This is a genomic window from Pseudomonas antarctica (assembly GCF_900624995.1).
Classification (GTDB): Bacteria; Pseudomonadota; Gammaproteobacteria; order Pseudomonadales; family Pseudomonadaceae; genus Aquipseudomonas; species Aquipseudomonas antarctica.
Window position 1 is genome coordinate 26,892 of sequence record NZ_UYXQ01000033.1, and the last position, 13,569, is coordinate 40,460.

The window sequence follows — 13,569 nt, forward strand, 5'->3', positions numbered from 1 at the left end:
GTCCTTTGGCGTTCTGGCTCATGACGGCCGGATTGTTTTTGTAACGCCGACGGAGGGTATCTTGTTCGATTGATTGTATACAACTCTATGGACATACAGTCCAAACATTGCATACAGTGATCGCACAACAAAAACAGAGAACCCCTCACCATGACTACCCCGAAGGCGTCACCGCAGCGGCCAGAAGATGAGAATCTTGGCGTCGCCGCCAACATGGCTTACGGCCTGCAGCATGTGCTCACCATGTACGGCGGCATCGTTGCCGTGCCGTTGATCGTCGGCCAGGCGGCCGGGTTGTCGCCGGCGGATATCGGCCTGTTGATCGCCGCGTCGCTGTTTGCCGGTGGCTTGGCCACATTGTTGCAGACCCTCGGTTTGCCGTTTTTTGGCTGTCAGTTGCCACTGGTGCAGGGCGTGTCGTTTGCCGGTGTGGCAACCATGGTGGCGATTGTCGGCAGTGATGGCGCCGGCGGGATACCGGCGATTCTCGGGGCGGTGATGGCCGCCTCGTTGATCGGCCTGTTGATCACGCCGGTGTTCTCACGGATTACCAAGTTTTTCCCGCCGCTGGTCACCGGTATTGTGATCACCACCATCGGCTTGACCTTGATGCCGGTAGCGGCACGCTGGGCCATGGGCGGCAACAGCCGCGCGGCGGATTTCGGCAGCATGGCCAATATCGGCCTGGCGGCATTGACCTTGGTGCTGGTGTTGCTGCTGAGCAAAATCGGCAGCGCGACGATTTCGCGGTTGTCGATTCTGCTGGCGATGGTGATCGGCACTGTGATCGCGGTGTTCCTCGGCATGGCGGATTTCTCCGGCGTTGCCCAGGGGCCGATGTTCGGTTTCCCTGCACCTTTCCATTTCGGTATGCCGACCTTCCATGTGGCGGCGATCATTTCCATGTGCATCGTGGTCATGGTGACCTTGGTGGAAACCTCGGCTGACATCCTGGCCGTGGGCGAAATCATCGACACCAAAGTCGACTCCAAACGCCTGGGCAATGGCTTGCGTGCCGACATGCTGTCGAGCATGTTCGCGCCGATTTTTGGCTCATTCACCCAGAGCGCATTTGCCCAGAACGTCGGCCTGGTGGCCGTGACCGGGGTGAAGAGTCGGTTTGTGGTGGCCACTGGCGGGGTGTTCCTGGTGGTGTTGGGTCTGTTGCCCTTCATGGGGCGGGTGATTGCCGCCGTGCCGACCTCCGTGCTGGGCGGGGCCGGCATTGTGCTGTTCGGCACCGTGGCGGCCAGTGGTATTCGTACGCTGTCGAAGGTGGATTATCGCAACAACATGAACCTGATCATTGTGGCTACGAGCATTGGTTTTGGCATGATCCCCATCGCGGCGCCGAACTTTTACGATCACTTCCCCGCCTGGTTCGCGACCATTTTCCACTCGGGCATCAGTTCGTCGGCGATTATGGCGATATTGCTGAACCTGGCGTTTAACCACTTCACCGCAGGTAACTCCGACCAGCAATCGGTGTTCGTGGCCGGAACTGAGCGCAGTTTGTGCTTCCACGATGTGGCCGCATTGCGCGATGGGGACTACTTCAGGGGCGGCAAGTTGTTTGATGCTGAAGGGAAGGAGATTCCGGTGGTGGCGGAGGTAGCAAGGAAGTCGGTAAAAGCTGAGACCACCGAAGTCTAAACATGTGGGAGGGGGCTTGCTCCCGATGGGGGTGGTTCAGTGAAACCTTGGTGACTGACACACTGCCATCGGGAGCAAGCCCCTTCCACATTTAGAATTCAGCCAGCCTTCAGGACATTGTGCGGCACTGAACACGCCTCATCCAAAAACGTCACCACTGTGCCCATGCACGCTTGGCGTTCTTCCACGTGGGGCATGTGGCTGGAGTCTTCAAACAGCGCCCAGCGCACGTCCTTGATCTCATCCAGGAACGGCTTGACCACCCGCGGCGTGGCTTCGTCGTGTCGCCCGGAGATCACCAGGGTCGGCACATTGATCGCCGACAAGCGGCCAATCACATTCCAATCCTTCAGGCTGCCAATCACGTGGAACTCGGTGGGGCCGCTCATGGCGTGGTACACCGTCGGGTCTGCATCCATTGCGGCGAAGGTGCGCGCTACCTCTTCCGGCCACGGGATCACGCGGCACACGTGCTGATCATAAAAAACTCGTGAGGCGCCGAGGTATTCCGGGTCTTGGTAGGTGCCGGCCTGTTCGTGTTTGAGCAGGGTTTCATGCACGCCATCAGGCAGCAGTTTGCGCAGGCGGTTGGCTTCGCTGACCCAGGTGCGCATGCACGTGGGCGAGTTGGCCGCAATAAACGCGCGCAGGCCCTTCGGTTGCAGGATTGCATGCTCGCTGCCGAGCATGCCGCCCCAGGATTGCCCGAGAATCGCGTAGTTATTGCTGATTTGCAGGTGGTCCAGCAGGTTGTTCAACTCGTCGAGGAACAGACCAATGGTCCAGAAAGACGCGTCTTTTTCCGGCAAATGCGTGGAGCGGCCATTGCCCAACTGGTCGTAGTGAACCACCGCGTAGCCGCTGGCCGCCACGTCTTTGAAGGCGTCGACGTAGTCATGGGTGCAGCCGGGGCCGCCGTGAATGATCACCAACGGTGTACGGCCGGTGGTCAGGTCGCCGGTAACGCGGTACCAGGTCTGGTAGGCGCCGAACGCCGCATAGCCTTCGCGGACTTTCTCGATGAATTCCATTTCGTACCCTGCTCTGAAAAAAAAGGATCAGGGATACGATAGTCGGCACGCGAAGTTTAAGTAACTAGCAAAACAGCTAGGTTTTGCTGACGGCTCAATCTTCCAGCAAGCGGTAATGGGTGGCGCGGACCACCGCCTGCACGCGGTTCTTGGCCCCCAACTTGTGCATCGCCGAAGCCAGGTGCAGGGTGACCACCGCCAATGAGCGGCTCAATTGCGTGGCGATTTGCGCAGCGGTCAGCCCGTCGGCGGCCCATTTCAGGCATTCACGCTCGCGTTTGGTCAGGTGAATATGCGGGTAAGTGCGCAGTTCCTTGCTGAACAGCGGGTAGGCCGCTTCCTGCAGGGCATGGGTAATCAGGCTGAAATCCGCCAGGGTCTGCTGCGCATCCTGCACCACCGTGTTGGCCTTGCCGGTACGCAGCCCGGTCAGCGATGCGAAGCCGCCGCGCGGCAGATGAATGGGCACGCTGACGCCGCAGGTCAGTTGACGTTCATGCAGGTAAGAGGACACGGGCGCATGGCAGGGGTCGATGATTTTTTGCAGCGCCGTATCGGCTTTCGCCTCATAGGACCATACGAACGGCGACACCGTGCTCAGGGCCAAGTGTTGCACCGGGTCGATCTGGTAAAAGCCTTCGCTGCACCATAACGCGTGCCAATCGGGCGGGGTATTGCGCAGCTCCAGCACCGAGGGCGTAATCAGCGAACCGTCCTGGTCGATGGGCACTGGGGTGTAGTCGTACACCAGCGCATCGAAGCCCAACTGCTGGGCAAGAATAAACGTATTGTCCATCTGTTCATCCAGGCTCCTGCCTGGCATGAGACGGTTATTGAAGGCAGTTAGCTTGGCCAGCATCCGTTCTGCTCCCGAATTCATTTGAATCTCGACTTGCGGCAAGTAGAATGCCACGCCCCGGCGAAGGACTGCCAGGCCAAACCTATAAGAAATACTAGGTTATGGACGCACGGCATCCTCGGTAGTGTTGGCCTGATAAACGGCCGCTACCCGCCAGGCCGATACAACACAAGGAATGTATGCATGTGGCGTGAAATTGCCCCCGACCAGCAGTACAACGTGCAAGTCGACGGCCATAATCTGGTGGTCTACAGCTTTGGCGACGGCGATGAGGTGCTCTTGTGCCTCAATGGCGGCCCGGGCCTGCCGTGTGACTACTTGCGCGACGCCCATGGCTGGCTCAAAGAGCATCACCTGCGAGTGGTTGCATTCGACCAGCTTGGCACCGGCGCATCAGCCAGGCCCACCGACGTTTCCTTGTGGGAAATCAGCCGTTATGTCGAAGAAGTCGAAACCGTGCGCCAAGCCCTTGGTCTGGGCCGGGTGCACTTGCTGGGGCATTCCTGGGGTGGCTGGTTGGGCATCGAGTACGCCATCCATTACCCGGACGCACTGAAAAGCCTGATCCTGGAAAACACCGTCGGCGACATTCCGCACCTGTCCCAGGAACTCGAACGCTTGCGCGGCGCCCTCGGCAGCGAAACCGTGGCCATGATGCAGCGCCATGAAGCCATGGGCACCCTGGATCATCCGCAGTACCAGGCCGCGATCACCTTGCTCAATTACCGCCACGTCTGTCGCCTGGACGAGTGGCCCGAGCCGGTCAAGCGCTCCCTCGGTGACTGGAACATGGGCCCCTACGAAACCATGCAAGGCCCCAACGAATTCCTCTACACCGGCAACCTCAAGGACTGGAACCGCCTTCCTGAGATGGCCGACTTTAAAATGCCGATCCTGATCACCACCGGCCAGCACGATGAACTCACCCCCGCCTGCGCCCTGCGCATGAAGCTGGCCGCCAAACATGCTCAATTGCACGTGTTCCCCAACAGCAGCCACATGCCCTTTTATGAGGAACCCCAGGCTTACTTCCCGGTGCTGCTGGACTTCCTCGCGCGTCACCGGGGCTGACGGATGAACCTGGCGCGTTACCGTTTTGTGCTGTCCCGGCCGCTGCAATTGCTGCCGGTGCTGTTTGGCATCAGCCTGATCACCTTTGTGCTGGTGCGCTCGATTCCCGGCGACCCGGCGCGGGCCTTGCTCGGCTCGCGCAGTACGCCGGATGCCTTGTTGAAGATTCGCGCTCAATACGGCCTGGATCAACCCTTGTGGCTGCAATACTTCTACTTCCTCAAAAACCTGCTCAAGGGCGACCTCGGCCAATCACTGCTGTACAAAGTCGATGCCTTGAAGCTGATCGTCACCCGCATCGAGCCGACCTTGGTGCTGGTGCTTGGCAGTGTCTTGCTGGCGCTGTTGATTGCGCTCCCGCTGGCGACATGGGCGGCGCGCAATAAAGGCGGCTGGGCGGACAACCTGATCCGCGTGTTCACCACCGTCGGCCTGGGCATGCCGGCGTTCTGGCTGGGCTTAATGTTGATTCTGTTGCTGAGTGTGAAGTGGGGCCTGTTCCCGGTGTCTGGCTACGGGCGCAGCGGGCTCGACAAAGCTCACCATATGCTGCTGCCGTGTCTGACCATCGCCCTGGCGCTGTCGGCGGTGCTGGTACGCAACTTGCGCGCGAGCATGTTGATGGAGTTGCAGGCCGACCACGTCACCGCCGCCCGAGCGCGCGGGCTGTCCGAGGCGGCGGTGTTCCGTCGGCATGTGCTGCCCAATTCGCTGGTGCCGGCGGTCAACCTGCTGGCGGTGAATATCGGCTGGCTGATCAGCGGCACGGTGGTGATCGAAAGCCTGTTCGCTATTCCCGGCATCGGCCAATTGCTGGTGCGCGGCATCTTCACCCGTGACTACATGGTGGTGCAGGGCGTGGCCATGGTACTGGCGTGTGCGACAGTGGTTGTAAACTTCGTCGCCGACGTGGTGACGGTGGCCCTCGACCCACGGGTGAAGATGCAATGAACAGCCGCCCATTGATTGCCCCGTGGCGTTTGCGCCTGCGTTTCGGTTTTCGCAATGGCCGGCTGACCGCTGCGTGGGGCCTGTTGATTCTGTTGCTGTGGTTTGCCCTGGCGCTGTTCGCGCCGTGGCTCGCACCGTTTGACCCGATTGCGCAGAACACCGACATCAGTTTGCTCGGGCCGAGCCTGGCGCATCCGTTTGGCACAGATAACTATGGCAGGGACATCCTTTCGCGCGTGATCTGGGGCGCGCGGATCGACTTGCAACTGGCCATCGTCGGGGTGATTTTCCCGTTCATGATCGGCACCTTCGTCGGTGCAGTTTCCGGCTACATTGGCGGGCGCTTCGACAGCGTCTGCATGCGCGTGATCGACGTGATCCTGGCGTTCCCGTTTCTGGTGCTGATGCTGGCGATCATGGCGATCCTCGGCCCAGGCCTGAAGAGTTTCTATATCGCTATGGCGCTGGTGGGGTGGGTCTCGTATGCGCGGCTGATCCGCTCGCAGATCCTGGTGCTCAAGGAAAGTGAGTTTGCCCTGGCCGCCAAAAGCTTGGGGTTTGGCCATGGGCGCATTCTGTTTCGGCATCTGCTGCCTAACGCGATGTTTGGTTCGATTGTGTTTTCCATGTCTGACGCGGTGCTGGTGCTGCTCAACGGCGCCGCCGTGAGCTACCTCGGCCTGGGCGTGCAGCCGCCGACCGCCGAATGGGGCACGATGGTCGCCGAAGGGCAGGCGTTCATCACCACGGCCTGGTGGATTTGCACCTTCCCGGGCTTGGCCATCGTGACGCTGGCCATGGGCTTCAGCTTGTTGGCCGATGGCGTGGCGCAAGTGTTGGGGGATCGCGCATGAGCGTGCTTCAGGTGCAGGACCTCAGCGTGATTGCCCACAACGCCGGGCGCGATGTCACCTTGGTCGACCGTGTGTCCTTCGACTTGGCCGAAGGTGAAATCCTCGGCCTGGTCGGCGAGAGCGGCTCGGGCAAGACCCTGGCCTGTCGCGGGCTGATGCGCCTGCTGCCGTCGCCCACCTTGCGCGTGCAAGGCGCTGCTGTGCGCCTGGCCGGGCAGGATCTTTTGACGCTGGACGATGCCGGCATGCGCGCCGTGCGCGGCGGGCAATTGGGTATGATCTTCCAGAACCCCAGCAGCCACCTTGACCCGTTGATGCGCATCGGTGAGCAGATTGCCGAGGGCATTCGCCTGCACCAGGGTGCGTCAAAAAAGGACGCGCGCCTGCACGCCATCGAGGTGTTGCGCCAAGTGGGCATTCCCGATCCAAGGGCGCGAATCGACAACTACCCGCACGAATTTTCCGGCGGCATGCGCCAGCGCGCGATGATCGCCGTGGCCCTGGGCTGCAACCCTAAAGTGCTGATTGCCGACGAGCCGACCACCGCCCTTGATGTGACGGTGCAGGCGCAAATCCTGCGTCTGCTGCTGGACCTGCGCGATCAGCGTGGCGTGTCGATCATCATGATCACCCATGACCTCGGTGTGGTGGCGCAGACCTGTGATTCGATTGCGGTGATGTACGCCGGGCGCCTGTGCGAGCACGGCAGCAAGTACGACCTGCTGGCGCATCCGCAGCACCCTTACACCGCCGGCCTGATCGATTGCCAGCCCGCGCACAGCAGCGGCCACGCCTTGCTGCGCACGATTCCCGGGCAGCCGCCGTTGCTGGATGCATTGCCCGCCGGTTGCCGCTTCAACCCGCGCTGCCCGCAGGTTGGCGCGTTGTGCACGGAGCTGCTGCCGGAAGGCGCGCGGGTGGCCTGTCACTATCCGTTGGGAGATCGCCCATGAGCCTGTTGCAGATCAAGGATCTGGAGGTGCGTTTTGCGGCCTCCGGCAGCGGCCTGTTCGGCATGAAAAAGCAGTGGGTGAGGGCGGTCAACGGCGTGTCGCTGAACCTGGCAGCGGGCGAAACCCTCGGGCTGGTCGGCGAGTCCGGCAGCGGCAAAAGCACGCTCGGCAGGGCGATCCTGCACCTCAACCCGATCAGCGCCGGCCAGGTGTTGTTTGACGGCATCGATATGGCCCACGGTAGTGCCATCGACATCGCCCGCTTGCGCCACGAAACCGCGATGATTTTCCAGGACCCGTATGCCGCGCTGAACCCGCGCCATACCCTGGGCGAAACGCTTGCCGAAGTGTTACGCGTGCAGCGCAAAGTTGCGCCGCAACAGATACCGGCCCGCGTGAATGAACTGCTCGACCTGGTCGGCCTGCGCCCCGAATTGGCCAGCCGCAAACCCGGCTCCTTAAGCGGCGGCCAGTGCCAGCGCGTCGGCATTGCGCGGGCGCTGGCGGTGGAGCCGCGCTTGATCATCGCCGATGAATGCGTGGCAGCGCTGGATGTGTCGATCCAGGGCCAGATCATCAACCTGTTGCTGGAGCTGCAACAACGCATGAACCTGGCGATCCTGTTTATCGCCCATGACCTGGCCATCGTGCGGCGACTGTGCGACCGCGTGGCGGTGATGTACCTGGGCAAGATCGTCGAAGAAGGGCCTGTGGAGGCGGTGTTTACTGCGCCGCGCCATCCGTACACGGCGGCGCTGATCGAGGCAATTCCCGAGATCGATCCGCATCGGCCGTTGCCTACAGAACCATTGCCGGGTGAGCCCCCGAGCCCGTTGAATGTGCCCACGGGCTGGGCCTTTCATCCGCGTTGCCGACATGCCCGGACGATGTGTTCCGTGGTGTTGCCACCGACGCATTTCCTGCACGAGCATCGATACAGTTGCGTGCTTGAAGAGCCATTAACCTTTCTGCCGTCCTAAACAAGGAGTTATGACATGCAATCGCGCCACTTGAAGTTGCTCGCCGCCGCTACGTTGACCGCTTGGTCGCTGACCGCTGGGTTGGCTCAGGCCGCCGGTGTACTGACCATCGGCTGCCGTGAAGACAGCACCACATTTGACCCGATCAAAAGCGCGCAAAACCGCGACACCTGGGTGTTCGCCAACGTCTACGACACCCTGGTGCGCGTGGATAATCTGGGCACCAAGATGGAGCCTGGCCTGGCAGAAAGCTGGGAGATCTCCAAGGACGGCCTGACCTACACCTTCAAGCTGCGTGATGCAAAGTTCTCCGACGGCTCGCCGATCACCGCCGATGACGCGGCGTTCAGCCTGCTGCGCATTCGCGACAACAAGGCCTCGCTGTGGAGTGACCCGTTCAGCCTGATCAATACCGCCAAGGCGTCGGGCCCGAAAACCCTGGTGGTCACCTTGAAAACCCCAGCGGTAGCCTTCCTCTCCCAACTGGCGTCGCCGACGGTGTCGATCCTGTCGCAAGAGGCCATGACCAAGATGGGCGAAGACGCCTACTCGGAAAACCCAGTAACGTCCGGCGCGTTTACCGTGGATGAGTGGCGCAAAGGCGACCGGGTTATTTTGAAGAAGAACCCGAACTTCTGGCAGGCCAAAAACGTGAGCCTGGATGGCGTGGAGTGGGTGTCGGTCACCGACGACAACACGCGCATGCGTATGGTGCAGAACAACGAACTCGACACGGCGATCTTCGTACCGTTCTCCCGCGTGGAAGAGCTGAAGAAAGACAAGAACGTGGTGATCCATTCCGACCCGTCCACCCGCGAAGATCACCTGCTGATCAATCACGCCCACGGGCTGCTGGCCAAGCCGCAAGTGCGCGAGGCGCTGGACATGGCCATCGACAAACAATCGCTGGTCAAAACCGCCACTTACGGTCAAGGCACCGTGGCCTATTCCTACATCCCGAAAGGCTCGCTGTACCACTACGCCAACAACCTGCAACGCCCGTATGACCCGACCGCCGCCAAGAAACTGCTGGAAGAGGCCGGGGCCAAGGACTTGAAGCTCAACTACGTGGTCAACGCCGGCAACGAAGCCGATGAACAAATCGCGGTGATCATCAAGGACCAACTGGCCAAGGTCGGCGTGACCGCCAACCTGCAGAAAGTCGACCCAACTCAAAGCTGGCAGATGCTGGTAGACGGTGAGTACGATATTTCGGTGATGTACTGGACCAATGACATCCTCGATCCGGACCAGAAGACCACCTTCGTGCTGGGCCACGACACCAACCAGAACTACATGACCCGCTACAAGAACGACAAGGTCAAGACGCTGGTGGCGGCTGCGCGGATCGAGGCCGACCCGGTCAAGCGTGAGCAGATGTACGTCGACCTGCAGAAGCTGGCGAAACAGGATGTGAACTGGATCGACTTGTACTACAGCCCGTACATCAATATCTCACGCAAGAATGTGAGCAACTTCCTGCAGAACCCGCTGGGGCGTTTCACCCTTGAGGACGTGGTAAAAAACTAAACACCACCGCTGAACAACTGTGGGAGCGGGCTTGCTTGCGAAGGCGCCGTGTCAGTCAACTGAAATATTGACTGATGCACCGCCTTCGCGAGCAAGCCCGCTCCCACATTGGGTTCTCTGTTCTGTCAGTTGAGTCAGCTTAAGGCTTACTGCGCATCAAACGCCTGGCCATTGATGCCCGCACTGTCTGGCCCCATGAGGTACAGGTACACCGGCATGATCTCTTCCGGCGCCGGCCTTTCCAGCGGGTTTTCGCCTGGGTACGCCTGGGCGCGCATGCTGGTGCGTGTGCCGCCTGGGTTGATGCTGTTGGAGCGTACCGCCGCCACATCCTCAAGCTCATCGGCCAGGGTTTGCATCACGCCTTCAGTGGCAAATTTCGACACGCCATAAGCGCCCCAGTACGCCCGGCCTTTGCGCCCGACGCTGCTGGAGGTGAACACCACCGACGCATCCTGGGACAGTTTGAGCAGCGGCAGCAAGGTGCTGGTCAGCATGAACATCGCGTTGACGTTGACGTGCATCACCCGCATGAAGTTCTCACCGGACAACTGCTCAAGCGGTGTGCGTGGGCCGATGATCGAGGCGTTGTGCAGCAGGCCATCGAGGTGACCGAACTCCTTTTCGATCATCGCGGCCAGCTCATCGTATTGATGGGGCAGGGCGGTCTCCAGGTTGAACGGAATCACCACCGGCTGAGGCTGGCCGGCCGCTTCGATCTCGTCATACACCTGGGCCAGGTTGGCTTCGGTCTTACCCAGCAACAGCACGGTGGCGCCATGGGCGGCATAGGTTTTCGCCGCCGCCGCGCCAATCCCGCGACCGGCGCCGGTCACCAGGATCACGCGGCCTTTGAGCAGTTCTGGACGTGCGCAGTAATCAAACATAAATAGCCTCGACAGAATTCAAGCTGATACAGCTCTTGAAGTGGAATCCATTTCAGGTGGGAGCTGGCTTGCCTGCGATAGCGGTCCGCCCGCCAGCACCTGTGGCGACAGCTACTGCGCCATCGCGGGCAAGCCAGCTCCCACATTGATCTCAGTGTTGGTGAGATCCTCGAACAATCAGCAACTGCACAGTGCGTTATCCAGCACTTTGCGCAGTTCCAGCGGGTGATCCACCACCACATCGGCGCCCCAGTTGCGGGGGTTGTCGTCCGGGTGGATGTAGCCGAACGTGACCGCTGCGGTGCGGGTGCCGGCGTCGCGGCCGGATTCGATATCGCGCAGGTCATCGCCCACAAACAACACGCTGGCCGGGTCCAGGTCGAGCATCTTGCACGCCAGGATCAACGGCTCCGGGTCCGGCTTGCTGTTCTTCACGTGGTCCGGGCAGATCAGCAGCGCCGAGCGCTCGGCCAGGCCCAGCTGCTGCATGATCGGCTCGGCAAAGCGCAGCGGCTTGTTGGTGACCACGCCCCACACCAGCTTGGATTTTTCGATGTCTTCCAGCAACTCGGCCATGCCGTCGAACAGTTTGCTGTGGATTGCGCAGCCCTTGAGATAGCGCTCCAGGAACTCCAGGCGCAGTGCTTCAAAGCCAGGGGATTCCGGGTCCATCGAGAAGGTCACGGCAACCATCGCCCGCGCACCGCCGGAGATTTCATCGCGGATGTGCTGGTCGTTGATCGGCGCCAGGCCGCGGTCGGCGCGCATGGCCTGGCAGATCGCGATGAAGTCCGGCGCAGTGTCCAGCAAAGTACCGTCCATATCGAAGAGAACCGCTCGCAACTTCACAGGCTTACTCCTCGCGCAGGGTCTGGATCATGTAGTTGACGTCCACGTCACTGGCCAGCTTGTAGTGCTTGGTCAGCGGGTTGTAGGTCAGACCGATGATGTCTTTGACGGTCAGCCCGGCCTCACGGCTCCAGGCGCCCAGTTCGGAAGGGCGGATGAATTTCTTGAAGTCGTGGGTGCCACGCGGCAGCAGCTTCATGATGTATTCGGCGCCGATGATCGCGAACAGGTAGGCCTTGGGGTTGCGGTTGATGGTGGAGAAGAACACCTGGCCGCCCGGCTTGACCATGCGCAAGCAGGCGCGGATCACCGAGGACGGGTCCGGTACGTGCTCGAGCATCTCAAGGCAGGTGATCACGTCGAACTGCTCAGGCATTTCTTCGGCCAGGGCTTCGGCGGTGATCTGGCGGTATTCCACGCTCACACCGGACTCCAGCTGGTGCAGCTGGGCCACGGCCAGCGGGGCTTCGCCCATGTCGATACCCATTACCGTGGCGCCACGCTGGGCCATCGCTTCGCTGAGGATGCCGCCGCCGCAACCAACGTCGAGTACTTTTTTGCCCGCGAGGTTGACGCGTTCGTCAATCCAGTTGACCCGCAGCGGGTTGATGTCGTGCAGCGGTTTGAACTCGCTTTCACGGTCCCACCAGCGGTGGGCCAGGGCTTCGAATTTGGCGATTTCGGCGTGGTCGACGTTGCTCATGGTGAATCCTCTAAATCTGATAAGTCGGTTTGCAGGTTTGAAGCGTAGGTTCAAACCTGCGTTATTCGCCGTGCCCGCTGATGCGTTGGCCCCAGGCAATGGCCATGGCGGTTAACTGTTGTTCATCCATGCGGGTCAATTGCCGGTCGTCGAGCAACTGCTTGCCGGCGACCCAAAGGTGTTTCACACAATCGCGTCCGGTGGCGTATATAAGCTGTGAGACCGGATCGTAGATCGGTTGTTGCGCCAGCCCTGAAAGATCAAAGGCCACGATATCGGCGGCCTTGCCGACCTCCAGCGAGCCTATCTCGCTTTCCAGGCCCATGGCCCGTGCGCCGTTGAGCGTGGCCATGCGCAGGGCACGGTGGGCATCCAGGGCGGTGGCCGAGCCGGCGACGGCCTTGGCCAGCATCGCGGCGGTACGGGTTTCGCCCAACAGGTCCAGGTCATTGTTGCTGGCGGCGCCGTCGGTGCCGATCGCCACATTGACGCCAGCCTGCCACAGACGCTCCACCGGGCAAAAGCCGCTGGCCAGTTTCAGGTTCGATTCCGGGCAATGAATGACGCTGGTGTTGCTTTCTACCAGCAAAGCCAGGTCGTCCTCGCTGATTTGGGTCATATGAACGGCCTGGAAGCGCGGGCCGAGCATGCCGAGGCGACCCAGGCGTGCCAAGGGGCGTTCGCCGGTCTGCTCGACGGCTTGCTGCACTTCAAAGGCAGTTTCATGCACGTGCATGTGGATTGAGGCGTCCAGCTCTTCGGCCATGATGCGGATTTTCTCCAGGTTCTCATCGCACACGGTGTAGGGCGCATGCGGGCCGAAGGTAATCTTGATGCGCGGGTGGTGCTTGAGGTCGCCGAACAGCTCGACGCCTTGGCGAATCGCCTCATCGGGCGTGCTGGCGCCGGGAATCGGGAAGTCGAGGATCGGAATCGCGATTTGCGCGCGCATGCCACTGTTGTGCACGCAGTCGCTGGCGACCTTGGGGTAGAAATACATGTCGGAAAAGCACGTGATGCCGCCCTTGAGCTGCTCGGCGATGGCCAGGTCGGTGCCGTCGCGCACGAAGGCTTCATCGACCCACTTGGCCTCGGCGGGCCAGATGTGTTTTTCCAGCCAGGTCATCAGTGGCAGGTCATCGGCCAGGCCGCGAAACAGGCTCATTGCCGCATGCCCGTGGGCATTGATCTGGCCAGGGCTGCGCCGCATCCCTTGCAGCTCGAGTACCTCTTTGGCTGCAACGTTCA

General features: G+C 61.0%; 13 protein-coding genes. 7 read left to right on the plus strand and 6 right to left on the minus strand.

What is annotated here, in order from left to right; genetic code table 11:
• Positions 1-150 precede the first annotated feature (150 nt).
• Positions 151-1,653 carry a nucleobase:cation symporter-2 family protein gene (locus E0F99_RS17300; protein WP_083359509.1) on the plus strand — a complete coding sequence of 501 codons (1,503 nt, stop codon included), beginning with the start codon at positions 151-153 and terminating at the stop codon, positions 1,651-1,653.
• Positions 1,654-1,751: 98 nt separating this feature from the next.
• Here E0F99_RS17300 and E0F99_RS17305 read toward each other — a convergent pair whose 3' ends face one another.
• Positions 1,752-2,684, minus strand: coding sequence for a proline iminopeptidase-family hydrolase (locus tag E0F99_RS17305; RefSeq protein ID WP_083359508.1), 933 nt, complete (start codon positions 2,682-2,684; stop codon positions 1,752-1,754).
• Positions 2,685-2,778: 94 nt separating this feature from the next.
• Complete coding sequence (locus E0F99_RS17310) at positions 2,779-3,543, minus strand: LuxR family transcriptional regulator (protein ID WP_083359507.1); 765 nt, start codon at positions 3,541-3,543, stop codon at positions 2,779-2,781.
• A 183-nt stretch (positions 3,544-3,726) separates the two neighbouring features.
• Here E0F99_RS17310 and E0F99_RS17315 point away from each other — a divergent pair, with 183 nt between their 5' ends.
• Genes E0F99_RS17315 through E0F99_RS17340 form a run of 6 tightly spaced genes read left to right on the plus strand, consistent with a single transcriptional unit; the run spans position 3,727 to position 9,882 of the window.
• Complete coding sequence (locus E0F99_RS17315) at positions 3,727-4,614, plus strand: proline iminopeptidase-family hydrolase (protein ID WP_083359506.1); 888 nt, start codon at positions 3,727-3,729, stop codon at positions 4,612-4,614.
• A 3-nt stretch (positions 4,615-4,617) separates the two neighbouring features.
• Positions 4,618-5,565, plus strand: coding sequence for an ABC transporter permease (locus tag E0F99_RS17320; RefSeq protein WP_083359505.1), 948 nt, complete (start codon positions 4,618-4,620; stop codon positions 5,563-5,565).
• The gene (locus tag E0F99_RS17325; RefSeq protein WP_083359504.1) at positions 5,562-6,419 is read left to right on the plus strand and encodes an ABC transporter permease; all 858 of its coding nucleotides are present in this window, start codon (positions 5,562-5,564) and stop codon (positions 6,417-6,419) included. The genes E0F99_RS17320 and E0F99_RS17325 overlap by 4 nt, the downstream gene beginning before the upstream one ends.
• Positions 6,416-7,372: an ABC transporter ATP-binding protein gene (locus E0F99_RS17330; protein ID WP_083359503.1), complete on the plus strand. Its 957-nt coding sequence runs from the start codon at positions 6,416-6,418 to the stop codon at positions 7,370-7,372. Before E0F99_RS17325 ends, E0F99_RS17330 begins: the two co-directional genes overlap by 4 nt.
• Complete coding sequence (locus tag E0F99_RS17335; RefSeq protein ID WP_083359502.1) at positions 7,369-8,352, plus strand: ABC transporter ATP-binding protein; 984 nt, start codon at positions 7,369-7,371, stop codon at positions 8,350-8,352. Before E0F99_RS17330 ends, E0F99_RS17335 begins: the two co-directional genes overlap by 4 nt.
• A gap of 15 nt (positions 8,353-8,367) precedes the next feature.
• Positions 8,368-9,882 (plus strand): ABC transporter substrate-binding protein, encoded by a 1,515-nt coding sequence (locus E0F99_RS17340; protein WP_083359501.1) that lies wholly within the window; start codon positions 8,368-8,370, stop codon positions 9,880-9,882.
• A gap of 146 nt (positions 9,883-10,028) precedes the next feature.
• Here E0F99_RS17340 and E0F99_RS17345 read toward each other — a convergent pair whose 3' ends face one another.
• From E0F99_RS17345 to E0F99_RS17360, 4 genes are all read right to left on the minus strand, one after another.
• Positions 10,029-10,769, minus strand: a complete 741-nt coding sequence (locus E0F99_RS17345) for a YciK family oxidoreductase (protein ID WP_083359500.1) — start codon at positions 10,767-10,769, stop codon at positions 10,029-10,031.
• Positions 10,770-10,946: 177 nt separating this feature from the next.
• Entirely contained in the window at positions 10,947-11,618 is a 672-nt protein-coding gene (gene mupP / locus E0F99_RS17350; RefSeq protein ID WP_053255094.1) for an N-acetylmuramic acid 6-phosphate phosphatase MupP, read from the minus strand.
• Between the two features lie 4 nt (positions 11,619-11,622).
• Positions 11,623-12,321 carry a bifunctional 2-polyprenyl-6-hydroxyphenol methylase/3-demethylubiquinol 3-O-methyltransferase UbiG gene (gene ubiG / locus E0F99_RS17355; RefSeq protein ID WP_083359499.1) on the minus strand — a complete coding sequence of 233 codons (699 nt, stop codon included), beginning with the start codon at positions 12,319-12,321 and terminating at the stop codon, positions 11,623-11,625.
• Between the two features lie 61 nt (positions 12,322-12,382).
• Positions 12,383-13,569 (minus strand): TRZ/ATZ family hydrolase (locus E0F99_RS17360; protein WP_130908835.1); only part of this gene is annotated, 1,187 nt, incomplete at its 5' end.